The 26,049-nt window shown below is 65.7% G+C and carries 20 protein-coding genes and 2 tRNA genes; 9 read left to right on the top strand and 13 right to left on the bottom strand.

All coding sequences use genetic code 11. The features are described 5' to 3' along the window. Positions 1–144 precede the first annotated feature (144 nt). Entirely contained in the window at positions 145–1,380 is a 1,236-nt protein-coding gene (locus ACFQGD_RS30140; RefSeq protein WP_345402105.1) for a pyridoxal phosphate-dependent aminotransferase, read from the top strand. Between the two features lie 33 nt (positions 1,381–1,413). Here the strand turns inward: ACFQGD_RS30140 and ACFQGD_RS30145 are convergent, their stop codons facing one another. From ACFQGD_RS30145 to ACFQGD_RS30175, 7 genes are all read right to left on the bottom strand, one after another. Continuing rightward, positions 1,414–1,842 carry a MaoC/PaaZ C-terminal domain-containing protein gene (locus tag ACFQGD_RS30145; protein ID WP_345402102.1) on the bottom strand — a complete coding sequence of 143 codons (429 nt, stop codon included), beginning with the start codon at positions 1,840–1,842 and terminating at the stop codon, positions 1,414–1,416. Continuing rightward, a complete protein-coding gene (locus ACFQGD_RS30150) occupies positions 1,839–2,288 on the bottom strand; it encodes a MaoC family dehydratase N-terminal domain-containing protein (RefSeq protein WP_345402099.1) in 450 nt (149 codons plus the stop codon). Before ACFQGD_RS30150 ends, ACFQGD_RS30145 begins: the two co-directional genes overlap by 4 nt. A gap of 120 nt (positions 2,289–2,408) precedes the next feature. Then, positions 2,409–2,573, bottom strand: coding sequence for a 50S ribosomal protein L33 (gene rpmG, locus ACFQGD_RS30155; RefSeq protein WP_034267027.1), 165 nt, complete (start codon positions 2,571–2,573; stop codon positions 2,409–2,411). A gap of 155 nt (positions 2,574–2,728) precedes the next feature. After that, positions 2,729–2,802: transfer RNA gene (locus ACFQGD_RS30160), tRNA-Met, on the bottom strand. A gap of 47 nt (positions 2,803–2,849) precedes the next feature. Continuing rightward, a tRNA-Thr gene (locus ACFQGD_RS30165) sits at positions 2,850–2,922 on the bottom strand. Positions 2,923–2,997: 75 nt separating this feature from the next. Continuing rightward, complete coding sequence (locus ACFQGD_RS30170) at positions 2,998–5,622, bottom strand: putative bifunctional diguanylate cyclase/phosphodiesterase (RefSeq protein WP_390183568.1); 2,625 nt, start codon at positions 5,620–5,622, stop codon at positions 2,998–3,000. Positions 5,623–5,965: 343 nt separating this feature from the next. After that, on the bottom strand, positions 5,966–9,163 hold the full coding sequence (locus ACFQGD_RS30175) for a M4 family metallopeptidase (protein WP_345402094.1): 3,198 nt from the start codon (positions 9,161–9,163) through the stop codon (positions 5,966–5,968). A 365-nt stretch (positions 9,164–9,528) separates the two neighbouring features. Between ACFQGD_RS30175 and ACFQGD_RS30180 the strand changes: the two genes are divergently transcribed. The 6 genes from ACFQGD_RS30180 to ACFQGD_RS30205 all read left to right on the top strand — a co-directional run bounded on the left by ACFQGD_RS30180 (position 9,529) and on the right by ACFQGD_RS30205 (position 15,460). After that, on the top strand, positions 9,529–10,170 hold the full coding sequence (locus ACFQGD_RS30180) for a hypothetical protein (protein WP_345402091.1): 642 nt from the start codon (positions 9,529–9,531) through the stop codon (positions 10,168–10,170). 310 nt (positions 10,171–10,480) lie between these two features. Further along, positions 10,481–10,957, top strand: a complete 477-nt coding sequence (locus ACFQGD_RS30185; RefSeq protein ID WP_345402088.1) for a hypothetical protein — start codon at positions 10,481–10,483, stop codon at positions 10,955–10,957. A 129-nt stretch (positions 10,958–11,086) separates the two neighbouring features. After that, positions 11,087–12,202: a tyrosine-type recombinase/integrase gene (locus ACFQGD_RS30190; protein ID WP_390183717.1), complete on the top strand. Its 1,116-nt coding sequence runs from the start codon at positions 11,087–11,089 to the stop codon at positions 12,200–12,202. Continuing rightward, the gene (locus tag ACFQGD_RS30195; RefSeq protein ID WP_345390872.1) at positions 12,203–12,535 is read left to right on the top strand and encodes a helix-turn-helix domain-containing protein; all 333 of its coding nucleotides are present in this window, start codon (positions 12,203–12,205) and stop codon (positions 12,533–12,535) included. Positions 12,536–12,538: 3 nt separating this feature from the next. Next, complete coding sequence (locus ACFQGD_RS30200) at positions 12,539–14,941, top strand: hypothetical protein (protein WP_345390875.1); 2,403 nt, start codon at positions 12,539–12,541, stop codon at positions 14,939–14,941. A gap of 69 nt (positions 14,942–15,010) precedes the next feature. Continuing rightward, on the top strand, positions 15,011–15,460 hold the full coding sequence (locus ACFQGD_RS30205) for a hypothetical protein (RefSeq protein ID WP_390183433.1): 450 nt from the start codon (positions 15,011–15,013) through the stop codon (positions 15,458–15,460). Between the two features lie 64 nt (positions 15,461–15,524). Here the strand turns inward: ACFQGD_RS30205 and dmpG are convergent, their stop codons facing one another. Beyond that, entirely contained in the window at positions 15,525–16,568 is a 1,044-nt protein-coding gene (gene dmpG, locus ACFQGD_RS30210; protein WP_345390920.1) for a 4-hydroxy-2-oxovalerate aldolase, read from the bottom strand. Continuing rightward, entirely contained in the window at positions 16,568–17,488 is a 921-nt protein-coding gene (locus ACFQGD_RS30215; RefSeq protein WP_345390923.1) for an acetaldehyde dehydrogenase (acetylating), read from the bottom strand. Before ACFQGD_RS30215 ends, dmpG begins: the two co-directional genes overlap by 1 nt. Before the next feature lie 40 nt (positions 17,489–17,528). Between ACFQGD_RS30215 and ACFQGD_RS30220 the strand changes: the two genes are divergently transcribed. Both ACFQGD_RS30220 and ACFQGD_RS30225 read left to right on the top strand, forming a co-directional pair. Then, the gene (locus ACFQGD_RS30220; RefSeq protein WP_345390926.1) at positions 17,529–18,323 is read left to right on the top strand and encodes an IclR family transcriptional regulator; all 795 of its coding nucleotides are present in this window, start codon (positions 17,529–17,531) and stop codon (positions 18,321–18,323) included. 271 nt (positions 18,324–18,594) lie between these two features. Continuing rightward, positions 18,595–19,290 (top strand): HNH endonuclease family protein, encoded by a 696-nt coding sequence (locus ACFQGD_RS30225; protein WP_345390929.1) that lies wholly within the window; start codon positions 18,595–18,597, stop codon positions 19,288–19,290. An 87-nt stretch (positions 19,291–19,377) separates the two neighbouring features. Here ACFQGD_RS30225 and ACFQGD_RS30230 read toward each other — a convergent pair whose 3' ends face one another. From ACFQGD_RS30230 to ACFQGD_RS30245, 4 genes are all read right to left on the bottom strand, one after another. Next, a complete protein-coding gene (locus tag ACFQGD_RS30230) occupies positions 19,378–21,597 on the bottom strand; it encodes a PQQ-dependent sugar dehydrogenase (RefSeq protein WP_345390932.1) in 2,220 nt (739 codons plus the stop codon). A gap of 488 nt (positions 21,598–22,085) precedes the next feature. Next, positions 22,086–22,379 (bottom strand): hypothetical protein, encoded by a 294-nt coding sequence (locus tag ACFQGD_RS30235; RefSeq protein ID WP_390183432.1) that lies wholly within the window; start codon positions 22,377–22,379, stop codon positions 22,086–22,088. Between the two features lie 61 nt (positions 22,380–22,440). Then, entirely contained in the window at positions 22,441–22,869 is a 429-nt protein-coding gene (locus tag ACFQGD_RS30240) for a hypothetical protein (protein WP_345390938.1), read from the bottom strand. Positions 22,870–23,128: 259 nt separating this feature from the next. Beyond that, positions 23,129–25,921, bottom strand: a complete 2,793-nt coding sequence (locus ACFQGD_RS30245; protein ID WP_345390941.1) for a DEAD/DEAH box helicase — start codon at positions 25,919–25,921, stop codon at positions 23,129–23,131. Positions 25,922–26,049: the final 128 nt, after the last annotated feature.

The raw sequence follows: 26,049 nt of genomic DNA on the forward strand, positions 1-26,049 counted from the left end.
GGACCCAGTCTCACACGATAAGCGGGCACGCCGCCCTACCCCGATCCGCACCGGGGAGTGAGTGGATGGCGTTCCAAGTTGAGAAGTGTACGGCAACGGTGGGCTCGACTATCAGTCGGGCTGCCCTCGTGAAACCATGGGGCCATGGTCTCACCGGACACAGCACATTCAACAAGTTCGAAGCGCCGGGTTTCCGCTCGTATCGCGGGCATCAAACCGTCGGCCACGCTGGCGGTCGACGCCAAGGCGAAGGAGCTGAAGGCCAAGGGACGGCCGGTGATCGGCTTCGGCGCTGGACAGCCCGACTTCCCAACGCCGGACTACATCGTTGACGCCGCCGCTGCCGCCGTGCGCGACCGCGCCAACCACGGCTACACCGCCGCTGCCGGTCTACCCGAGCTGCGTGAAGCCATCGCGGCCAAGACCAAGCGCGACTCCGGCCTCGAGCTCGACGCCTCGCAGGTCCTCGTCACCAACGGGGGCAAGCAGGCGGTGTACTCGGCGTTCGCGACGCTGTGCGACCCGGGCGACGAGGTGCTGCTGCTCGCGCCGTACTGGACGACGTACCCCGAGTCGATCAAGCTGGCGGGCGCGGTTCCGGTGCAGGTCACGGCGGACGAGTCCACCGGCTACCTAGCCACCGTCGAGCAGCTTGAGGCGGCGCGGACCGAGCGCACCAAGGTGTTGCTGTTCAACTCGCCGTCGAACCCGACCGGCGCGGTCTATCCGCGCGAGCAGGTCGAGGCGATCGGCCGCTGGGCTTACGAGCACGGCATCTTCGTCGTCACTGACGAGATCTACGAGCACCTGGTTTACGACGGCGTCACCGCGGACTCGATCTCGGCGGTCGTGCCCGAGCTGGCCGACACCACGGTGATCCTCAACGGCGTCGCGAAGACGTACTCGATGACGGGCTGGCGGGTCGGCTGGATGGCAGGCCCCGCCGACATCATCAAGGCGGCGGCGTCCTATCAGTCGCATCTGTGCGGCAATGTCGCCAACGTCTCGCAGCGCGCGGCGCTCGCCGCCGTCGCGGGGCCGCTGGACGCCGTCGAGGAGATGCGCGTCGCGTTCGACAGCCGTCGCAAGAAGATCGTGTCGCTGCTGTCGGACATCCCCGGCGTCGAGTGCCCGACGCCGCAGGGCGCGTTCTACGCCTACCCGTCGGTGAAGGCGCTGCTCGGCAGGGAGTTGCGCGGCGTGACGCCGACGAACACCGTCGAGCTGGCCGACCTGATCCTTGAGCACGCCGAGGTCGCCGTCGTCCCCGGCGAGGCGTTCGGCACGCCGGGCTACTTCCGGTTCTCCTACGCGCTCGCGGAGTCCGACCTGGTCGAGGGCGTCTCGCGCGTGGCGAAGCTGCTGACCGAGGTGCGCTGAGGCGCACTCGCCCGCAAGGCCAAGGCTGGCGTCCTAAACCCGTACCTGGGCGGTTGCCTTGGCCAGCACCGTCTTGCCGTCGAACTTCGCCGTGATGGCGACCGTGGCGACGCCGTCGACAACGTCGGTGACCTTGCCGCTGAAGTCGACTCGCGCACCCTGGTCGTCGTCAGGGACGACGACGGGCCGGGTGAAGCGCGCCGAGCAGGACAGCACTCGCGTCGCGTCGCCAGCCCACTCGGTGACCATCCGGTTCGCCAGCGCCATGGTGTACATGCCGTGCGCGATCACGCCGGGAAGCCCAACCGACGTCGCTACGCGGTCGCTCCAGTGGATTGGGTTGAAGTCAAGCGAGGCGCCCGCGTAGCGCACCAGGTCGGCCCTGGTGACGTCAACGGCGAGGGGCGGCAGTTCGGTGCCTTTCGCGATGCCTTTCGAACCGCTGTTCGTGACGTCTTTCATGCGTCCTCCCCTCGCACGACGAGCTGGGCCTTCGCGGTGCAGACCGGCTCTCCGGCGTCATCGGCGACCTCCACGCGCACAGTGAGGAAGTCGTTGCCAGCGCGAGCCATGATGTCCTCGATCGTCGTGCTCGCGGTGAGCCGGTCGCCTGCCGTGACCGGGCGGTGGTGGGTAAAGCTCTGGTCGCCGTGCACCATCCGGCCGTAATCGAGGCCGAGGTCGGGATCGGTGGCGAGGGTGTCGATGACACCGAGCGTGAGGATGATCAGGAACGTCGGTGGTGCGACGACGTCGGGATGTCCCGCGGCGCGGGCCACTTCGGGGTCGCGACTGAGCTTGCTCGTGTCGCCGATCGCGGTGGCGAACTCTGCGATCTTCTCCCTGCTGACCTGATAGGGCGTGCCCGGCGGGTAGGTACGGCCAATAAACGACTGATCAAGAACCACGGGCAGGGAGCTTACCGAGAGCTCTCGCGTTACCGACAGGTATGCGACATCCCGCACAAGCAAACGAGGCCGCCCCCATGTTCGGGGACGGCCTCGACGACGTCTGGTGCGGACGGCCGGCTAGCGGGTCTCCTTGTGCGTCCGGTGCGTACCGCAGTTCATGCAGAACTTCTTCATCTCGAGGCGGTCGGGGTTGTTCCGACGGTTCTTCCTCGTGATGTAGTTGCGGTGCTTGCACTCCTCGCACGCCAGCGTGATCTTCGGTCGCACGTCGGTGGCAGCCACGGCACGTACCTTTCTCTGCTCAACAGTCAAACCGGCTGGAAGCGGCGATGGAGCCGATCCGGCCGGGGTCGAGGCGGCGAACCGCCCCGTCGGTGATGTGAGGCGGACCTCACGGTTATCGCGGAACAAGCTGCGGAGCAGCTTGCCCGCACGCGTAGCGGGAGCGGGACTCGAACCCGCGACACCACGATTATGAGCCGTGTGCTCTAACCACCTGAGCTATCCCGCCCCGCATATCCGACGTACTCAGGATAGGTGAGTACCCCCGGATTACCGAGCCCCAATACGGAATCGAACCGTAGACCTTCTCCTTACCATGGAGACGCTCTGCCGACTGAGCTATTGGGGCGCGCTCATGTGGAGCGGGTAAAACCCTACAACAGACCCCGGCACCCCCTCGCAGCCGGGGTAGGTTTTCAGGCACTCAGCCGATCAAGGTGAGCACGGCGGCCGCGTTACGCCCTGTCGACCGCGCCGTACGGGCCTGCAACCAGGCTTCGAGTCGCTTCTCGGACAACGGCCGCGAAATCAGGTAACCCTGCGCGACGTCGCAACCCATCGACTCCAGCTGCTCCCGTGCGCTGTCCTCCTCGACTCCCTCGGCCACGACGCTGAGCCCGAGCGAGTGGCCGAGCTCGACGATGGAGCGCACCACGGCGAGATCCCCGAGATCGGTGCCCATCCCGAAGACGAAGCTCTTGTCGATCTTTACTTCGTCCACCGGCAACTGCCTGAGATACGCCAGCGAGGAGTAACCGGTGCCGAAGTCATCAACGGCGAGCACGACACCGAGGGTGTGCAGCTCGCGAAGGATCGGCAAGGCGCGCTCGGGGTCGGCCATCACACCGGACTCGGTCAGCTCGAAGGTGAGCAACTCCGGCGGGATGTTGTGCCGCTCGAGGGCGTCGGCGACGAGCGCGGGGAAGCCGTCATCGGTAAGGCTTCGCACGGACAGGTTCACGGCGGCTGAGATCCGCAGACCGGCGTCGAGCCACTTCCGCACGCGGATGAGGGCGGCGTCGAGCACGAACGACGTGAGGGCCCCGATGAGCCCCGCCGCTTCGATCGCGGGCACGAACTCGTCGGGATGGAGCTTCCCGAATTCCGGATGGCTCCAGCGAACCAGCGCCTCGACGCCGAGCACCGTGCGGTTCGGCAACGAGACCTTCGGCTGGTAGTGCACGCTCACCTGGCCGTCTTCCAGGGCCTGCCGGAACTGCGTCACCAGTTGGAAGCGGCGCAGGAACATCTGCCCCATGCTGGGCACGTAGCCGCGCACCTGACCCTCATCGTCGACCGCGCGCAGCGCGACGTCCGCCCGCTGCAGCATGCCGTCGACATCGAGGCTGGTCGCGCTGTCCTCTACCTCGGTGCTGGCGTAGCCGACGGTCGCGCTCGCCTCGACGGTAAGCCGATCGACCGGATAAGGCGCGGATAGCTCAGCACGTACGCGCTCCGCGATCTCGTGCGCTCGCTGCTGGTCGCAGCACAGCAGCGTGGCGAATGACGCACCCTCGAGCCGCGCGATCGGGACATCCGGGCCCAGCACGGCGCGCAACCTGCGGCCCGCCACGACGACCATCCGGTCCGCCCAGGTGTAGCCGAGGGCGTCACAGACGGTGGAGAAGACATCCAGGTTCACTCGCATGACGACGGTGGGGGTGCCCGCCGTCAGTGGCCCCTTGGCCGCCTTGGCGAACCCCGGCCGGTTCAGCAGGCCGGTGAGTGGGTCGTGGTAGGCGTCGTGCCGCAAGGTCGCCATCAGCCTGCGGTTGTCCAGCGCGGTGGACAGGTGCGCTGCCATGGTGTCGATGAGCTGCCGGTCGGAGCGACCGAAGCCACGCAACCGTGAGTTCCTGTCGTGCGCCTCGATCACGCCGAGCAGTTCGGCCGAGCTCCGTAGCGGCACGATGAGCAACTCGTCGGCGCCGCGCGCCCGGAGCGCGGCAGCGATCTCGTCGTTGACATCGGCGTAGCGCAGGTGCCGTGCGTGCGTGCCATGCAGCCGCAGCAGCGGGTCTTCACTGGTCGCGTACTCACCGTCCGGCAGCGGCATACCGGCGACGACGGTGTGCAGCGCGTCCGAGCCATCCAGCCGGAACCGCAGCACGATGCGGCGGGCGGACAACTGGTCTTTGATGCGTTCGGCGAGCGCGTCCCAGTCGCTCCTGGCGAACTCCTCGCCGAACCGGTCAGGGTCGCCGGTCGAGCTGATCGCGACCCTGCGCCCCGACTTGGCGACCATGAGGCTGACGTCGGCGAGCGCCTCCAGATCACGCTGCTCACGGAGCAGGTCGGAATATCCCCAGTACAACGTCGTGAGCGCGAGCGCGACGGCACCGATAAGCGGCCAGCCGTACTCCACGCCGGAGACCACGAGATACCCGCTGATGCCGACCGACGAGTTGACGAACCCGATGACGACGACCCTGCCAACGAGCCGCAGCCCAGACATGAGCTGGATCGGCCTGCGCAGCACCCAGATGGTCGACAATGCGAACACCGTGCTCGCCGCGGGCGCGACAAGCGCGCCGAGGAACGCCGCGATCCAGGGCATTTCCGCCGCACCGAGCAGGAGTCGGGCGCCGTTGGCCACCGCGAAGGCGCAACAGATCTCCAGCGCCATCACGCCGGTGTTGTAGAGCAGCGTGCCCTCGGTGCGCCGGTGAGCGAGTGTGCCTACGCCCGCGATCAGATGAGCGATCAGGACGACCTCGAAGTCGGCGACCATGATGCCGATGACGAGCGGGATCTCGGTGAACGAGATAGTCCACGCGACACCGCTCCGAACGTCGACGTTCATGGCGAGCAGCTCCGCTGCCGCGAATCCGGCGAGCAACGCGAGTCCGGTCCACGCCGCGGTCGCCGTCGGTTCGAACGGCAACCACGTGGACATCACGACACCACAAGCGAGCGCGATAGCCGCGATCACTATGCTGAAGCGGCGAAAGCCGCGGTCTGAATCCGATGTGCCGTCTGGCTGTTCCCTTGGCGTGTTCGTCAGAGCGGGCGGGACGGCATAAGCCGACTCCACGTCAGCTCGGGTCATGCAGACCTCCCGCCCTTCAGCCAGGAACGCGCGTCCATCGCCGGTGTCCGAAACCACACGGCCTACCGGGTCACGGGGTTCGTGACACCGCCGGTGGCTGTAAACGCCGTTATCGCTTCGTAAGGCGATCACACTCTACCTGAATGGGGCAACCGTGAAACCCATTCGAAAGACTCGGACGACCAGCGGCGAATACCGCGAGTACAGACAGTTGCGATAACGAACATTGCTCGTGTGGCGTCAGCCTGCGCGGACTCGAGATACCGACACGGCCCGTGACCGTGGCGGCGGCAGAAACGCCCCGCCCGCGCTCCGCGGACGGGGCGTCCTGCTCGCTAGCCAGTTAACCGACGTAGATCCGGCGCACCGGACTGATGCCCTTCCTGTGGTCGAAGTGGCCGGGCTTGACCACGCGGAAGGCGAACCAGCGGTTCTGCCACCTACGAAGTGAGAACTTGTACTTGCTGTACTTGTTCAGCTTCTTCTTCTTGATCGTCTTCCACTTATTGTCGCCGCGGTCCCATTGCTGGAGCCGGACGATCTGGCCAGCGTGCTTCGGCGCGACCCTGCCCCGCAAGGCGACCCACTGGCCCCGGTTCGGCCGGTAGTCGTTGAACCACGCGGTGACCTTCTGGCGCACCCACGTCCGGCGCAGGTCCGACCTCGTCCACATCCGGAACTTGTTACCTGAGCGGTACACGACCTTGTAGTGGAAGTTCCGGTACGGCTTGTGGGTGAACGCGTATCCGCCGTCACGGCCGGTCCGGGTCACGTCGAGTTCGCGCCATTTCGTGCTGCCTCTCGGCTTACCGAAGAGCACGACCTTGTGGCCTTTGACCGCCCGCTTATTAGCCGGGTTGACCAGCGCACCACTGACCTTCGTCTTCGTGCCGAAGACGAGCACCTTCGGTTTCGTGCTGGCGGAGACCGACGTGCCCTTGAGCAGGTGCTGGCTGAAGGCGCCCGCCCCGCTAGTGTTGTGCGCCCGCACACGGAAGTTGTAGTTGGTTTCCTTGCGCAGCTTGCGAACGACGAATCGACTCGCGTCGGCCGGGATGTCGTCGATGTGCCTGACGGCTTTGCCACCGCTACGCACGATGATGGAGTACTTCCGCACGCCACCGTCGCCCTCCCACACCGGCGGCTGCCACGTCACGACCGCCCGGTGCGGCTTGCCGGTCGCGGACATGGCCGACGGGCTGCTCGGCCGGTCGGCGCCGCAGACGTAGAGGTTGACGTTGTCCAGCGTCCAACCATCGAAGGTGAACTCCGGGTCGGCGCTGATCCGCCAGCGGAAGTTCACCTTCTTGCCCGCGAGCGAGCTGACGTCGAGACGGCTGGACATGTAGCCGTGACTGTCACCACCGAATCCGGTATAGCGAGACTCGTAGGTCCCGGTACTCAGATTCCGCGTCTTGATCGTGTCATCCGGCCCGTTCACCCACGGCAGGTTGGATGCCGACTTGAACGACTTACCGCGGTTGGTTGAGTACTGCAATGCGCCCCCCGCCCAGTACTCAGCGGGGTTCTGATCGTCAGCGGTCAGGTGCGTGAACAGGTACTGATGATCGAACCGCAGGAAGGTCTTGACCCCTCGTGGGATCTCGAACCGCCCCCTGATCCGCGCGTATGTGCGCTTGGGCTCGCCAGCCTGCCGGGCTGGCTCCCAGCCGTACATGCTGTAGGTGCCGCTCTTGGCGTAGTTGTTGGCCCGGTGCCACATGCCCTTCGTCGTCCGCCAGTTCGCGAGCGAGCCGAAGCCATCGCGGAACAGGTTGACCTTTTCGGTGCCGGTGGGGCAGACCGGCGCCTCGGGAGCTTTCGCTCCTGGGTCGGTCGGCTGCTGGTCCATCTCCGTCGCGGTGACCGCCGCGGTGACGGTGTCACAGTCGCCACTGTCGATGCCGCCGGTACCGACGAGGTTCGAGCATGCCTGTCGCAACGTGTGGAACAGATCCTCGTAGTCGGCGCCGGAGCTGAGCAGTTGCAGCGTCTCGTAGTAGAGGTCGGTCGCCTTCGCGTGCCCGATGCCGGTGACGGCGTAGCCGTTGAAGGTGACTGGCCCCTCCGCGGGTTCCCGGGCGATCAGGTATGCGGCCTTGTTACCGACGCCGCTGTTGGTGTGCACGCCACCGTTGTCGAACCGTTCGCTGCTGATTGGCTCCGCCGAGTAGCTGGCGCTGGTCATGCGATCCGGCTGGTTAGTGACTTCCGGATCGGCCATGTCACGCACGATGCCGAGCGGGGAGTCCTCTCCCAGCTTCCACGGGGGCTCGGTCTCGTCATCGGCGTTGTTGAGGTCGATCAGCTCGCCGAATACGTCGGCCATCGACTCGTTGATCGCACCGGACTGGTACCAGTACGCCAGGTTGGCGGTTTTCTCGATGACGCCGTGGGTCAGCTCGTGCGCGACGACGTCGTCCGAAAGCGGCATACCCTCGGTGTAGTAGGCGCCGTTGCCGTTCCAGAAGGCGTTCACCATCTCGCACCGGGGATCGAGATCCTCTGGCAGGCAGTAGCGCACGGTCGAGCGCAGCTTCTTTCCCGACCCGGCATCGTGCCCGATCATCGCGGTGAGGTCGATGCCGAGTTCTTTCTGGAAGTACTCGGCGGTGTCACCCGCGTAGTCGTAGGCGGCGTCGACGTCGGTGATGCCGGTCGCGACGTCGCCTTCCTCGCGCGCGAAGTTCGTTGTGCAGGCCGCCAGCTTCGGATTGCCGTCGGCGTCCATGCCGTCCGGATTGTTGTTCCGGTCGCAGACCACGCGGTCAAGGGCGTGGCTGACCTGGTTGAAGTGCAGCGGCACCGACCCACGTGTGCGGTCGACCAGCACCAAGTGGTTAATGTGCGTTGGACCGGTGACCTCGATCTTGTAGACCGGGGCGAGGTCTGACGCGACCCGCGACGAACCGAGCAGCGCCGGGTCGTAGGCGTAGGCCTCGGGCTGGCTCGCCCGCAGCGCACTCGCCGGGAGGTCGTTGGTCCGGGCGGTCAACTCGATGGCCGTCTCGCGTGCCTGCCGCGGCGTGACCCGCATCTCGCGCCGCGACAGCGGCAGCGGCGTCGTCTCTCCGGTCACCGAACGCAGGTTGCCAGCGCCGTCCAGCGCGACGACGAGCTCGCCGCCAAAGACGGGCAGACCGTCGACGGTTTGCTGGAACCGCACGACGTTGCCGGCACCACGCGACTTCGACGCACGGGTCGCGTGCGCATCGGAACCGGCGTGATCTAGTGCCCATAGCGCCCCATAGCGGCGCAGGTACTGGGCGGCCTGCTGCTCACGCGACGCCTGGGCGGCCGCCTGCGCTGGTTTGCGCACCGGCTTGCCAGGCTGAGTTCCGACGAACTCGACAACGCCGCGCTCATCGCGCTCGACGGTCACCGTGCCGTGCGACTGCCGCTTCATGTCGCGTTCCGCGGCCTTGGATGGGTCATTTTGTTGTGCGGCTGCCCGAGGCAAGACCGACGCATAGCCGGTCGCGGGCACGCCGAACAACAACGCGCTCGTCATGGCGACGACGAGCCAGCGATGTGGACGCACGTGTCTCCCCTGCTGTTTTGTTTTCGCGAAGATCCCCGACACAGAACGAGGGAAAACGCTACACGTTCGATCGAGCTTGCGGCCTCTAAAGAGTGACATTGTGGCCGCAGCGTGATCATTTCGCACACGCTCCGTGGTTAGGGAGTGACCCCAAGGAACGGTGATGCGGCGAGCTTCAGGTTCGACTCGGACGCGCCGCCACTACTAGAACGGGAGCATCTTTCGCCTTTTTGATGGCGGCCACGGGTACGAAATCGCCTGGCGATCGTCTAAGGTGCTTACATAGTTCGCACTATTAAAGCGTGGGGTTCCTTCAATCGCGATGCCGCGATCCAATAAAAAGCCGTGAGGTGACTGTGACGGCTATGCACCAACTGCCAGCGAATCCACTGTCGATCAACGTGAAGCTCGAACATCAACGACTGTGGTGGCAGACCGACGACGAAGACCACATGCCAGAGCGATGGAGCGTGAGCGCTGATGTCGTTGACGCCCCGTGTCCACCGGAGAACAGGCACGTCGCCGACTTCTCACTGGTCATCGCGGATCTACGCAGGGAAAGGAACCTGCTGGACGCGCCTGACCTCGGTGATTGGGCGATGGAGTTCATCGCGGAAACGCTGATCGATCCCGCGGAAGGCAGGTTGCACCCCGACCTCGACCACAAAATCACCCCCGGCATCGCGCGAATGGTGATCGTCCGGCACGTTGCCGTGACACCACCCTGGCAGGGCCATGGCCTCGGGGGCGCGTTGCTCGCGGGCGCGTTGCGAGCGTTCGCTCCAAGTGCGCGACTAGCGGTCGCCCGAGTTTCACCACTGGATTTCATCAACTCCAGCCCGGACAAGGTATCGGCGGAACTGGCGAGCATTCGATTTGGCACGCTCCTGGAGCGAATCGGATTCGAACAATGGCGCGAGGTACATTTCGTCGACCTGCAGCATCCCCAACTCCTCGACGTCAGGATGGAATTGTTCGAACAGTACGACGACAATTCCGAGACGTGACGTCAGCGCTGCCTTGACCCGCGTCAGGCGCAACTCCCGCATCGCTCGCCGCGCCTGACCCCTCCGCCAACCGCTCCCTGATCGAGCGCCGCACCGCGCCTTCGGCTCCGTGTTCGCGAACACGGAGTGACCGTGTTCGCGCGCAACGACGCTGAACGGTCCGTGGCGCCAGGGTGTGTTCGTGCCGCACGGTGCGGCATCTCCGAGCAGGACGGGGCGCGAGCCCCTTCGGCCCGCTGGCGGACCGACCCGGATCGGCGGCATGCCACGTGAGGTCGGCGCGGGGCCACGAGCATGAAGGAGTTCTCATATGAGCAACAGATATCGCACCATCACGGGCTGGGTGACCAGAGCGATGACCATGATGTTGGTGGCGGGCGCGTTGGGAGCCGTACAGCTCACCACAGCGGCACCTGCGTCGGCGGTGACCGGGCTGGAGAAGGTGTTCTCCCCAACACCGACGGCCGACTCGCAGGCGTCCAAAACCGCGACCGCGCGGTGCCCGTCGGGTAAGCAGGTCGTCGGTGGGGGCGGCTGGGTTCATGCCGTCGACCGCTACGCCGAGGACAACCTGGCACTGACGCAGCTGCGGCCGTTCGAGAGTTACCGCGACGGATACACCGTCACCGGCGAGGAGATCCTCTACACCTCGGGTGACTGGTGGGTGCAGGCCTACGCGATCTGCGCGGACCCGATGTCCGGGCACCAGATCGTCACCGGCACCACGTCCTACTCCAACCCTCGGGAATTGCATCCAACGGGCGAGAAACTGCGGGTCGCCTGCTGAGAGCGCTTCGGCAATGCCGGTGGTGGGCGGCTGCGACACGCCGTCTGACCTGCGTCGCTTGCCGAGTGATCCCGTTAGGTGCATGATCCCTGCCCCAAACGGTCCTGGTGATCTTGGTTTGGAGGCGTGGTGGGACGGGGTGATCTGGCCGGCGCGGCGCACCTGGAGCTGGTCTCGGGTGTGGTGCAGTTGCGGCCGGAGGACGCCATGGTGGAGGCGATGCTGCGCGGCTGGCATGCTCAGCAGACGGCGCGGGGGCTGCAGGAGTCCACGATGGCCCCGCGGGTGCGATTGGTGCTTCAGTTCATCTCGTTCACCAATGAGTACCCGTGGAGCTGGGGACCGGCCCATGTGGACGAGTGGACGCAGTGGCTGACCAGCGAAAAGCATCTGACCCCGGCGACGATCCGGAACTATCAGACGGATCTGCGGTTGTTCAGCGAGTACCTGTGCGACGCCCGGTATGGCTGGGCGGCCGCGTGCGAGGGCGAGTTCGGGCCGGGGGTGCATCCGGTGCCGATCTGCCACGAGTGGAACACCATCGCCCACCTCAACGAGTACGAGGGTGATGCCGAGGCGCGGCCGTTCACCCGCGAGGAGTTGCAGCGGTTCCTCGACTACGCCGACGACCAGGTCGACCGCGCGGTGCGGGCGAAACGCAAGGGCGCACTGGCTGCCTATCGTGATGCCACGCTGTTCAAAGTCGCCTATGCGTGGGGGTTGCGCCGCACCGAGACGTCCAAACTGGACATCGCCGATTGGGGCCGGAATCCGGCGGCGCCGGAGTTCGGCCGGTACGGGATGCTGCACGTCCGCTATGGCAAGGCGGTGCGCGGGCAGCCACCGCGGCGGCGGAACGTGCCCTCGGTGATGGGGTGGGCGGTCGAGGCGGTGGCCGACTACGTGGACAACATCCGTCCGAGGTTCGGCTGCGACGAGCACCCGGCGATGTGGGTCACCGAACGCGGCGGAAGGGTCAAACCGGCGGAGGTCAATGCCCGGTTCGTCGCCTACCGCGACGCCCTCGGCCTGCCGAAACAGCTGACGCCCCACTCGCTGAGGCACTCGTGGGTCACCCATCTGACAGAGCAAGGCGTGGATCGTCGGTTCATCCAGGAGGCCGTGGGGCATCGGTGTGACACGTCGACGGCGATCTACACCCATGTGTCCGGTGACTTCATGAACACCGCGCTGCGCAAGGCGTTGAACCCGGCCTTCGACCCGCAATGTCGGAAGGAATCGTGAATGACCCGCAAACTCGACTACCGGTGGCGGCTGCGAAACGTCATGGCCGACCGGGGCCTGTTCGCCACCACCGACCTGATCGAACCACTGGCCCAGCGCGGCATCCACCTGTCGTCCAGCCAGGTCTACCGGCTGGTCGCCGAGCGGCCTGAACGGTTGAGCCTGAACGTGCTGATGGCGTTGCTGGACATCCTCGACTGCACGATGGACGAGTTGATCGAGCCGATCGCCGGGGCCACCCCGCTTCGCCGGTCCAAGGCTGTCGGCGATACCGAGGCCGGGGTCGGCGGTCTGCGCCCCAAGCGGGCCCGCATCACCCGCGTCGACGGGTAGACCATGCCAGTCCCGCTGGCACCGGAGGTGCTCGCCAACCCTATCGGCGTCATCGTCGACCTTGTCGCCGCACGCGAGCCCAACTTGGACCGCACGGTGATCGAAGCCACGGTGACCGGTGTTGCCGGGGGCCGGGCCAAGCGCCGCGGCATGGCCCAAGCGCTGCTTGAGAAGCCAGTGCTGCTGGCCGACGGTCGCTCCCCAGCACCCAGGGGTGTCGGGGATCTGCTCATCGCGCTGCGCGAGGCCGGCGCGATGGAAGTTTCGCCGCCGGTCTGCGCTGAATGCGGTAAACCCCTGCGCACCCTGCAGCGCCGCGGCCAGGACTGGTACTGCGGCGTTTGCGGTCCCCGGCGAGACGCCTGCGCGGCCTGCGGCAAGGTCCGGCCGGTGAACTGCCGAGACCGGGACGGGAATCCGCGATGCGCCCACTGCCCGCCCGATGCGGGTCGGGATCCCGTCGACATCGTCGTGGGCGTGGTGACCGGCGTGGATTCGACACTGTCGGCGGACGTCGTGGCCGCCGCAGTTCGTGCGACAGTGCCCGGCGCCGGACGCCGCTATCAGCTCGCATGGGCGGTGCAAGATCGGCCCGAACTGCTCACCGGGGCTGGCGCTGAGGCACCCGTTCTCGCAGTGCTGCGGCTGGTCGACAAGCTCCGCGACGCCGGAGCGCAGGCCATCGTGCGCCCGTCCTGTCCCGGCTGTGACCGAGTCATCCATTTGCACCGCCGGATCGACGGACAGTGGCTGTGTCGCAACTGTGTGGCCAAATCCCGCGCCCAACCCTGCTCGCGCTGCGGCGTGGTCCGCGAGGCGGCCACCCGCGACGAGCACGGCCAACCGCTGTGTCCGAACTGCATGATCACCGACCCCGCCAACCAGGAAACCTGCCTCGACTGCGGCCGACGCCGTCCCGTCAACGTTCGCACCGCCGAGGGGCCGCTCTGCGGCAGCTGCGTGCCATACAAGACCCTGACGTGCCAGATCTGCGGGAAGGACGCACCCTGCGTGATCTCCCAGGCGACCGGCACGCCCTGGTGCCGGGCCTGCAGACAGCGGTGGATTCGTTGCGTCGGCTGCGGCGAAGACGCACCGATCCGTGGCGGCACCCTCGATGAACCGCTCTGCGCGAGCTGCGCCCGTCCCGACCCTGGCTTCTGGCGCAGTTGCCCCAACTGCGGTCAACCCGACCGCATTCACGCTGGACGGTGCGCCCGCTGCGCCGTCCAGCAGCGGCTGCGCGACCTGCTCAGCAACGACAGCGGCGAGATTCGCCCCGAACTGCAAGGCCTCTACGACACCCTTGCCGAGGCAAAACGACCCACCACGGTCGCGAACTGGCTCAACAAGAGCGCCGCCCCGGCGATCCTGCGCGATCTGACCGGGCAATCGCTCACCCACGCGTCCCTGGACGCGCTGCCCGAGGGAAAGACGGTCGAACACCTGCGCAGCGTCCTGGTCGCCATCGGAACGCTGCCGCCACGGGATGAGCAGATGGCGCGGCTGGAACGGTGGATCACCGACATCGTCGCCGACCGTGCTGACCCCGACGAGCGGCAGATGCTGCACCGCTACGCCGTCTGGCATGTCATGCGGCGGCTGCGTGGCCGAGTCAAGGGCGCCGACACCACCCACGAGCAGGTCGTCGCTGCGCAGCGGGTTATCAAGGCCGCCATCACCCTGCTCGATTGGCTCACCGATCACAGGCTCACGCTGGCCACGGCGCGGCAAGGCGACCTGGATGCCTGGCTGGCCACCACGAAACGCAGCTACCGCACCGAGGCCGGCAACTTTGTCCGCTGGGCCAAGAAACAGAAACTGACCCAGCTCGACTTCCCAGCCACGAGGTGGGACGGACCCTCCGGCCTCATCGACACCGAAACCCGCTGGACACAGGCTCGCTGGCTGCTGCACGACGACACGCTCAAACCCGAGGACCGCGTCGCCGGGCTGCTCGTGCTGCTCTACGCCCAGTGGCCCGCCGCCCTCAGCCGCCTCACCATCGACCACGTCGAACACCACGACAACCAAGTACGCCTGCGGCTCGGACGCGAGCCGATCGAGCTGCCCGAACCCCTCGCTGAGCTCGTTCTCCAGGTTGTCGCCGCCCGCCACGGCAAGGCCGTCGTCGGCGACCAGGGAACCTCCCCCTGGCTGTTCCCCGGCGGTCAGCCCGGCCGGCCCATCAGCGCATTCGGCCTCGCCGAACGTCTCCGCAAGCTCGGCATCAACTCGGCCCGATCCCGATCCGCAGCGCTGTTTCAGCTCAGCACCGAACTGCCTGCTGCCGTCCTGGCCCGACTGCTCGGCATCCACATCACCGTCGCCGTCGCCTGGCAACGCGCCAGCAGCGGCGACTGGACCAACTACGCCGCCGAAATCAGCCGCCGAAGCAGCCGATGAAGCCAGGAATTCGGACAGTTCTGATACCTGAGTCCGCCAGAGGCGAAGGAGCGCCAGCATGCCAAGGCCGTGTGTCCCTCGGGCAAGCGGGCCATCGGCTCCGGCGCGCGGGTGAACTACGCCGCCACCGGTGAAGTCGCGCTGCAGATCGCACGGGCGTCGGGCACGGGTGACATCACCCGAGCGCAGGCGCGCGAGGAGGCGAACGGCTACAGCGGGAACTGGAACGTCACCGCCTACGCGGTGTGCGTGAACCGGCCGTACGGCTACGAGGTCGTCTACGGTGCCTCGTCGGAGCGGGACTCGGAAGCGACCAAGACCGCGCACGCGACCTGTCCTAGCGGCAAGCGGGTGCACGGCGCCGGCGCGGCGACCATCAACAACGCCCCAGCCGGTGTCGGGCTGCAAGTCGTCTATCCCTACAACAGCCTGGACCGAGTGATGGCGCATGCGGTGGAGACCTCACCCACGAGCGAGGACTGGGACTTCATCGTGGCCCAGGCGATCTGCGCCTACTAACCACCACGGACCTGTTCCTCCCGGTACGTGCCGGGAGGAACAGGTCCGTGTCCGGCCAGTCCCGCTAAGCCGTCGCGGCCTGCCGCTCCTCGGCGATCTCCAACGCGATGTTGATGATCATGTCTTCCTGGCCGCCGACATACCGGCGCTCGCCGCAGCGATACAGGATCTCGTGCGCGGGCACGTCGTAGCGCTCGGCCGCGCGCTCGGCGTGCAGCAGGAATGACGAATACACCCCGGCCACGCCCTGCACAATCGACGACCGATCCATCACAGGCAGCCGGGTGATGAACGGCTTGACCACGTTCTCGGCGGCGTCCATCAGCACGTCCTTGTCGACACCGGTCTCGACACCGAGGCGGTAGAACGTCGCCGCCAACACCTCGGTCGGCGAGTTGCCCGCACCGGCGCCGAGCGCGACCAACGAACCGTCGATCTGCCGCGCCCCCGCTCGATACGCCAACACCGAGTTCGCCACACCGAACGACAGGTTCTGATGCCCGTGATAACCCACCTGCGCCTGCCCGTCGAACTCGGCGATCAACGCTTCTACGCGGTCGGCGGCCTCCTCCAGGATCAGCGCGCCGGCCGAGTCGACCACGTACACGCACTGGCAGCCAGCGTCGACCATGATCCGGCCCTGCTTGGCCAGCTCTTCCGGGGTGGACATGTGCGAGAGCATCAAGAACCCGACCGTCTCCAACCCCAGGTCGCGGGCGGCCTGGAAATGCTGGATCGACACGTCGGCCTCCGTGCAGTGCGTAGCGATCCGCACCGCACCCGCCCCCAGATCGGCGGCCGCCCGCAAATCGGTGACCGTGCCAAGCCCAGGCAGCAGCAGCACGGCGATCTTGGCTCGTTGCGCCTCGTCGACGGCGGCCTCGATCAGCGTGCGCTCGTCGACCAGCGAGAAGCCGTAGTTGAACGTCGACCCGCCCAGCCCGTCACCGTGGCTGACCTCGATCAGCGACACCCCGGCATCGTCGAGGGCACGTACCGTGTCGCGCACGTTGGCCTCGGTGAACTGGTGCGCCATCGCGTGGCTGCCGTCCCGCAGCGAGGTGTCGACGATCCGGACGTCGCGCGCAACGTTGTCCCAGATGCCCATCAGGCCCGCACCGCCTTCCGGTCGGAGATGATCTTCTCGGCTAGCAGCTCCCCCGCCCGCGATGCGGCCGCGGTCATGATGTCGAGGTTGCCCGCGTAGGTAGGCAGGTAGTCACCATTGCCCGCGACTTCCAGGAACACCGCCACCCTGGCGCGGCCGTTCCAGTTCGGCTGCGGGTCGTCGAACTGCGGGTCCGCCTTGAGCCGGTAGCCCGGCACGTAGACCTGGACGTCGGAAACCATGCGATGGATCGACTCGCTGATCGCGTCACGATCGGCGTCCGGATCGATCGCGCAGAACACCGTGTCCCGCATGATCATCGGCGGCTCGACCGGGTTGATGATGATGATCGCCTTACCCCGATCCGCACCACCGACCTTCTCGATGCCCGCTGCCGTGGTCTCGGTGAACTCGTCGATGTTCGCGCGCGTGCCAGGACCGGCCGAGCGCGACGACACCGACGCCACGATCTCCGCATGCGGCACCGGGGTGACACGCGAAACCGCGTGCACGATCGGGATCGTCGCCTGCCCACCACACGTGATCATGTTGATGTTCGGCGCGGTCAACTGATCACCGATATTGACCACCGGACACGTGAACGGCCCCAGCGCCGCCGGGGTCAGATCGACGGCGGTCATGCCCGCTTCGGCGTAGCGCGGCGCGTTCGCGGCGTGCGCCTTCGCCGACGTCGCCTCGAACACGAGATCCGGCAGGCGGTCGCGGGTCAGCAGCCAGTCCACGCCCTCAGCCGACGTCTCCACCCCCAGCTCCGCCGCGCGGGTCAGCCCATCCGATTCGGGCACCACACCCACCATGTATCGCACATCGACCAACTCGCTACGACGCAACTTCGCCAGCAGGTCGGTACCAATATTGCCGGGACCGACGATCGCGGCCACCGCCTTGTCCGTACTCATGCCCCTTACCGTGCGCGCCCACATACGGCACACTCAACGCATGCGTACCGGTCAGCGGAACAATGAGACTCACCCGTCCGGCGCCGAGCCGTCGGGTGCCGCGGCCGCCGACCCGTCCACGGCCGCCAGGCTCACCGCGCTCCTGGCGGCCTTCCAACCCGGCGACGACGCACTCGGCGTCTCCGAACTCGCCCGCCGCACCGGACTGCCGAAGACCAGCGTCCACCGACTCTCCCGGCACCTCATCGACCACGGACTACTCGAACCCGACGGCACCGCACTACGACTCGGGCTGAAACTCTTCGAAATCGGCCAACTCGCCGTCCGCCAACGCGGACTCGTCGACACCGCCCGCCCACTACTCGCCGACCTCCGCGAAGCCACCCACAACACCGTCCACCTCGCCACCCTCGAAGGCACCGAAGTCGTCTACCTCGACGTCCTGAAAGGTCCAGACGCACCCCGACTGCCCTCCCGCATCGGCGGCCGATTCCCCGCACACGCCACCGGCGTCGGCAAAGCCATCCTCGCCTACTCTCCCGACGACGTCGCCGATACGGTGATCGCCGCAGGGCTGCCACGTATCAGCAGACGCACCATCACCTCCCCTGCGATGCTGCGACGCCAACTCACCAAGATCGCCGACGAAGGCACCGCCTACGAACGCGAAGAATCCAGCATCGGCACCGTCTGCGTCGCCAGCCCCATCCTCAACGCCGACGGCCAAGCGGTAGCGGCGATCTCAGTGGCGGGATGGGTCAACCGCATGCGCACCGAGCGGATCGCACCAGCGGTACGCACCGCGGCATTGGCGCTGTCCCGGACAGTCCGCTGAGGACGGACACGAATCGTGGTCGGCGGCTGAGCCAGGCTTTGATCCCGATTCGAACCGGCCTCGATGTGTTCCTTGTCCCACTCAAACAGGTCGTGCGGAATCGCGGTGTCGCGCTGGACAGATCGATCTTGGACAGGTACTCAATCCACGGCAGACCCGTGAATCGCCGCATGCGCCTGCCTTCCCCCTAGACCTACCCACCCATGGGCTTAGCTCTGGCGATACTCCGCGCCTACCCCACGCTCGCCCACCGTCACAGACAAGGAGCCCGATGGACGTCCCCACCGCCCTCAAACGCGTCGGTATCGCCGTCGTCGCTGTCATCGCGGCATTTCTCGGCTATCAGCACGTGCCGGACCTGCCAGATCTGCTGGACCAACTAGACGACGCGACCGGAACGTCGTCCCAAACCACCGACGCTCCACAGGCAGGTCCGCTGCCGATCGCCCCTGAGGACACCGGAGCACACTACGACCGCGACGACTGGCCACATTGGACGTACCAAGGCGAAGGCTGCGACATGCGGGACCGAATCCTGATCGAGCAGGGCCGGAGCGTGCGGCAGGGCGACGACTGCGCGATCACCGACGGAACCTGGCTGAGCAGCTACGACGGTGCGACCGTGACCGACCCCAGCGAACTCGACATCGACCACATCGTGCCGCTGGCGGAGGTCATGCGCTCCGGTCGGATCGTCGACGGACGCCGCGTCGGGCCGCGTGACTGGACGAAAGAGGAACGCGAGCGGTACGCCAACGACCCCAAGGGGTTGATCGCCGTCACCGCGGCGACGAACCGCGCCAAGGGCGACCAGGACCCAGCGCACTGGCTGCCGGAACGAGACCAATGCGGCTACGTGCGCCACTGGGTAGAGGTCAAGCACCGCTACAAGCTGTCCGCCGACCAGGACGAGGCGGAGGCGATCGCGAACGTACTCGACAACTGCCCCAGTGACCAGCGGGAATGACGCCGTCGTCCCGCGCCTGCTCCGCACTAGCCCAGACGAACGCCGCCAGCGTCGAGCGAGGGCTACGCCGCCTACGTCAAAACACCATCAGCACCACAGCAAGCAAACCTGGTAGTTCGCCTGGTAGGTGGCCGCTGACTCCGGCGCCGTGATCGCGTGCGTACGGGAACCGCCGTCCGACCACCCCACGAACCGATGTCGAATCGGAAACAGGCCAAGTAGCAGCAGTCGCTGCCGCTCAGGAGCGCTGATCGTCGTGGTCGAACCGACGATCAGCGTCCTGGTGAACGGCGCCTGCTCCACCGCTCCGCCTACGGTCAGGTCGGCTCCTGTTGGCGACGATGTGAAGCTCAGCTCGACTGTCCTGGGATCCAGCCGCACCGTCGAACTCGAGGTGTTGCCGTCGGAGTCGGTGGCGGTCAGCCGAAGCAGGAGGTGTGAGGGGTACTCGTGGTCCGGCGCCGTGAACGAACCCGCCGCTGTGCGTTCGAAGTCCCGTACGACGTGCGAATGGCAATCGTCAGCGGACTCGCAATGGCGCAGTGTCAGCCGCCAGTCGAGCGCGTCGGCGGGGATCGAGCCGTCCTGAGCGTCAGTGGCCCTGCCGGTGAACTGGATCGTCTGCCCGACCCGCCACTGGAACTCCTCATCCGGACTGTCGATGACGACTATCGGTTCCGGCTGGTCAGGCTCGTCGACAGCGATCTGGACGGTGTCGATGTCGGTCGCGCCGTCCGGGTCACTGACCCGGAGGCCGGCGGTGACCACTTCCTGCTCGATGTAGGTGTACGACGCGGTCGACCCAGTCGCGTCATCGAATGAGCCGTCGCCGTCTAGGTCCCATTCATAGCTGATTGTGTCGTCGGTGTCCGGGTCCGCGGAGCCGGTCCCGTCGAACTGGACAGTCAACGGTGCTGGTCCCGACGTGGGGTCCGCCGCAGCCACGGCCATCGGTGGCCGGTTCGCTCCACCCGCGTAGCTGATCCGCCGCAGCTCCCCTGAGGCCAAGGCGACGTAGTACAGGTCCCCGCCAGGGCCGATCTTCAGGTCGACCGGCGCCTGGATTCCGGACTGAAGCAGCACGATGTCGCTCGGATCGGGCTGGCCATCGGCACCTCGCCGCATCGCCCAGATGCAGCCGCGGGAGGCGTCAGAGAAGAACAACGCGCCGTCGTAGGCGTCGGGATAGTTGCTTGTCCCGTTCTCGAACTCGATACCGCTGATCGACGAGCCACCTTGGGTGCACCCGTCGTCGGCCACTACCGAGCCGCCATGTGAGTAGGCGAAGTATGGTCCCGTGACGCTGCCGGACGAGTACAGGGACTCGCACACCGTCAGGTCGGCGCCGTCATAGCCCGCTTGCTTCGCACCGCCTTCGTAGCAAGGCCAACCGAAGTTCTCGGCGACACCGTCGGTTCCGTCCGGAATCCGGTTGATCTCCTCACGGGCGTTCCACCCGACGTCGCCAACCCACAGCTCAGGTGTCCCCGGCCGGACGGCGAACCGGAACGGGTTGCGCATCCCGTAGGCGATGACCCTTCGCTTGATCGGGTTATCACTGGCGGCGAACGGGTTGCCCGGCATGGCGTCCCCGGTGTCTGGGTCGACCCGCACGATAGTGCCGTCCATCGTCACCGGCTCGTCAGCGGGACGTCGTGGCGACTGCGACCGCAGCGCACCACCTTTCGCGTCAGGCGGGCTGAGGTCGGTGCCCGCGGGCTCCGGCGGGTCACCGCAGGGATTACCGCGCTGGCCATAGTCGGTGAAGTTGAAACTCGCGCCATCTCCCGCACCGACATACAACGCGCCGTCCGCGCCGAACGCCACGGTCCCGATCGAGTGACTCGGGTACTGCTGGCACCAGCCAGACAACAGGGTTTCCCGCGCGGTGGCAACGCCGGAAGAGTCCACCGTCAGCTTCGCGAGCCGGGCGTCGATCAGGCAGCCCTCGTCCGTCGCACCCGGCGGGTCGGGGCACTGGTCACCCCATTGACCACCGTCGGGTCGTTCGTCGTGGCTGTAGAGCGCATACACGTACGGCCGCGCGGGGAACCCTGGGTCCACAGCCAGCCCCAACAAGCCACGGTCCCAGAAGTTGTGCACCTCGTCCCGCAAGTCCACGGTCACCGTCGCGCTGGTGTCGGCGAGCGAGTCGAAGCTCTTGACGATCCCGCTTTTCTCCGCGACGAAAACCGTGCCGTCCGGCGCGAAGCTCACCGCCGTCGGTGCCGACAATCCCTCGATCGCGACCGTGTCGGCGAACCCGGGTGGCACCGCCGCTTCCGCAACCGCATCCGGTGCTGCCACCGCGGTCGCGGTTACCGCAACCGCCGCCACAATCGCATGGAGCCGTCGCGTCCTTAGTCCCCTGAGCATGGTGCTCCCCTCGCCGTCGGTGACCCGCACCGAACTTGTTCACCATGCATAACTTCGCCACGGATCACCGTGGCGTTTCGGAACTCAGCAGATGCGTGACGGCCCGAAAGCCTCCGGGCGTATTCGGGGCGGCCAGCCACACCGCGCTACACACGACCGCTCAACGACGAACGCCCCGCTGTCCTGTTCTCGCAGGTCAGCGGGGCGTTTGTGCTGGGTGGCGGGTGAGGGATTCGAACCCCCGAAGGCTGTGCCGGCTGATTTACAGGGAGGCGTGCGCACCTGCTATGAGCTGCACTTTTGATCCCCGGCATAGCCGCGTGGCCACGCATTGGCCACACGGCACTTCGCAGAACCCTCGCCAAGTCGACTCACGGAGTACTCGACTCCTGAACGGCCGAGCTCGTGTCAGGCCGAGATCACGGTCTCGCAGCCCATACGAGTTGCCTGAGCTGCTTACCCGAGAGCGTCAAATGCTTACCGCGGCTGCACAGGTGCTCTTGTGGAGCGAGCACATCGTTGAGCGCGCGAACCAGTCCGGCGAGCACCTCGTCGTTGGCCCAGGGCTTCTCCGCGACCTGTGCGATCCAATCCAGCACCTCGGCCGATGTCGTGCACCGCTCAAGGTCAACGTAGTAATCGTCGTGGCCGAGCGTTAAAGCGCTCACGTTAAGAACCCACGGTCCCCAGTCTGCGCCCTTAAGTTCGTTCATGATTGCTCCGTGCTGTTCTTCGACTAGGTCTAACCGCGCGTGTGTATCGCCACAGATTTGCTCACGCCCTCGCTCGGTGCTCGTCCTTGCGGATAACAACCGCGAAGGTCTTGCGTGGGTTGTGCACGGAGCGGCCCTCGATAGTGAGCGCCAGTCCAAGACCCCTGCATGCTGCCAACGCTTCGCCGAGTTGCTCAGGATCCATCTCGTATGGGTAGTGCACCAGCGCGTTCAATGTGTCGCGGACATACCAGACATCGAGGTGGTCATGACCCGCGAGGCAACTCTCACCGGCGGCACACCAACCAGCGAGATTGCGACCATCCTGCGGGCAGTTCTCACGGATCAGCGTGCACGGGCACGGGATGTCGTCGCTGTGACCATTTGGCGGTCCGTCGTATCGGAAGGTCCGAATTCCCCGCAGGTGAAGTTCTCTGAGAGCCGCTTCCTCCTCGGAGCCGAAGTGGTAGCCACGCTCTGAAACGCTCATGTCTATCCCCTTAGTGCCGGTCGACACCCCGACGGTACCGACGCGGTTGGCCATCGATGAGCACCCTGAGCGGTGAGTCGATTTTTGACCCCTATGTAGATCACCCGGCGCAGACACCTGTACGTGAAACTTCCCGATATTACGTCCGATTCGACCGAACTCGCTAGGACGTACCAAGTACCGCATTCCGCGCTGCCGGTTCGATCTGGGGTCGCACATGGCAAGTGCCGTGTGCGACGGAAGGCAAGGAGTTCAAGTTTCAGGAAGCTAAGTCTGGAGCCAGATCATCCACTGCCAGAAGACCTCGCCGACTAGCCAGGATGTCTGCGAATGCTGCTGGTTCAAGCGCGCCTTCTGAGATGCGAACAATGGCCTCCGCGAGCACTGGCACTGGAACGAGGAGCAGGGTTCGTTCCCCTGTCTCTCGCGCGATGTTGGATGCACACTGTTCCGCGAGACCGTCGAAGTGCGGGCGACCGATACAGACATAGTTCACTGGGTTGTGCCCAGCGCCAGCACCCAATATCTCCTTGGCCTTGTTCCACTTGATCGGTCGGACGTCATCCTGAGATGCAGTAACCGAGACGATGACCGTGCCGGTCGGATGGGAAACTTGAATGTCTTCCTCGCCATGAGGTTGCCGGAGGACCCGGGTCGCCACGATCCCCGACTGATTGAGGGCATCGGTCACAGCTTGCTCTAGTCCGCCACCGGTTGCCGTATACAGATCATCCACTAGTCGTCGCGGTAGGCTAACCTGTTCCGCGCGTGAGGAATGGCCTGCGTGCTTTCGCTGCAGGGATTCCTCGATGTCAACGACAATCGCTTGTCGCAGTCGATCAAGCTGCAGCGGCGTAAGCAATCCCTGAAATACTTCGTCGGCTGCGTCGAGGACACCATCGGTGTCGTGAGGTGCATCGGAGACGTAGAGACGGTGCAGCACTTCTCTGCTGATGCCAGGCACGCTGAGACGCGCCAGCGGAGCCAGTTCAGCAGGCAGCCCGTAGCGGGCTTCCAGGGCGAGCGAGCGCAGTTGTCGCACCGTGCTCGTCGGGGCCGTATTAACTTCAGCTGCGCCCGCGATGGTTTCGAACAGCCAAGCGGCGTTTTTGCCGAGTTCTCGCACCCGGGCAGCAGCTGCGCCCATGCGGTCGAAGTGAGCGGAAATCTCTCGGTAGCCTTTCCCACTCATCCACTCAAGTAGGCAACGCGCCCGCACAAGAGAGGCCATTTGCGACGACGTGAGCACCTGCTCAACGAGAGCGGCCGACAATGACGAGCCCGCTATAGCACCGGATCCGTCCGGCGCGTGTGAAGGCCGAGGGTCAATTTCTACTCGCCTGCGTTTCCTCGGCCATGGACGTTTTCCTGCCTCTGAACAGGACGCAACCTCGAAGACAAGATCTTGTCGCGACAATTCCGTCGTTGTAGCACGCTCCAGCGCTTCCGCCAGTTGCGACGCGCTCGCCAGCGAAAGACTCGATGCCGCGAATACCTTGGCGGTTGGGGTTGGTTGGAGCTGAGCACCGTTCTGCGCCACAAGGCCGCTCGCGAGACAGGCTTGCACAGCCTGGGAAACCGCGCTTCTGACCGCGTCGACGCCACCGCCCTGGTCTTCATAGAAAGTCAGGTAGGCAAATGTCGAAGAAATGAAGTCCACGATGCCGTCTGTAGTACTGGCAAGTTCGGCGCAGACCACGTCAAACACGAGATCCGCGAAGGGTCGGCTGGGTATGCGGGATTTCACCGGCTCAACTTCACCGAGGATGTACGTGTTGACGAGCTGACGCTGTTCGATCTCGTGATCGGCCAGCAAGTACGCCTGGCCAGCGGTGCGTTTGCCCAAGCGACCAGCGCGGCCGACGGCGTTGCGGTACTCCGATACCTCGATGCCCTGATTCGCCCAGCCCTGGGGCGCCGGAACCGGCCGGGTGGTATCCGCGACTATGACGGCGTCGCTCGGCAAGTTGACCCCCATGGCAAGCGTCGTCGTCGCGACCAAAGCACGCACCTCGCCGGACCGGAAAGCATCCTCGACTAGTTTTCGTTCCCGGAACGTAAGGTCTGCGGTATGGAAGCCAACGCCGGAGGCAAGGCAGCGCCGCAACGCGTTTACAGAGTCCGAATCCTCCAGCTGAGCAAATCGTTCACTGAGTTCAGCGCTGAGGCCTGTAGCCGGAAGACGGCTCTGAATCTCACTGGCTGTCTCGGCAACTTTCCTGACGGTAGACCGGAAGACGAGCACCTGCCCACCCTGGTCGACGATGTGCCCAGCCAGTGCAGCCGCAAGAACGTCGCGATCAGCCTGCGGAGCGATGAGAGAGGTAGACGAGACGGCGCCGTCCGAATGCACTTCGAGCGCAGAGCCCGACAGATCGCAGACATGCTGAGTAAGCGGAATCGGTCGGTCCGTTGACAACACCAGCTGGGCATCCAGCCACACGTTCAACCTGTTGATGTCATTCAACGACGCCGACAGCGCGACTATCTGTGGCGGATGTTGTGATTGCATCACCCGCGTCAGGAGGAATTCGAGCTTCGGGCCGCGGTGCTCGTCCGCGAGTAGTTGCACCTCGTCGACGACCAGAGACGAGCAGCTGAGGACAAGGTTCGGCTGCGACACAAGTAGACCTAACAGCTTCTCGTAGGTCATGACCGCAAGATTGAAGTTGCCGACTCTGATGTCGCTATCGAACTCAGTCCAGTCGGCTGTCGAGATAACAACCGACAGCAACGCACCATAGCGGCTCTTGAACAGTTCGTAGTGTTCATCGGCCAATGCCTTGAACGGTACGATAAAGATCGAGTGCTTGCGGTGCGCGAGCGCTGAGGATGCTGCGGCCATCTCGCCGACGAACGTCTTTCCGGAACTAGTCGGCGCGACCACGAGCAGGTTCGTTCCCCCATCGAGCGCCCCGGCGCGAACCGACCGCTCTTGCACGTCGGTCAGCGTCGTGATGTGTTGCTGCCAGATTGCAGCGAGGGTCGGCGAGGCGCCGTACGACACCAGATCAGTGATGGCCACTTGCGGACGATGTTCATTGGTGCTCATATCTCGGACAGTCGTGACTGCGACGAGTTTTGTTTCGCCGAGCGAGCGAACGTAAGCAGAGCGTGATACGCAAGGATGCGAAATACGAGAACATGGCCACGTTGGTTAGCTCAGGTGGCCCGACTACT

Origin of the sequence: Haloechinothrix salitolerans, from assembly GCF_042662605.1 — a bacterium.
In the GTDB taxonomy this organism is placed as follows: domain Bacteria; phylum Actinomycetota; class Actinomycetes; order Mycobacteriales; family Pseudonocardiaceae; genus Haloechinothrix_A; species Haloechinothrix_A salitolerans.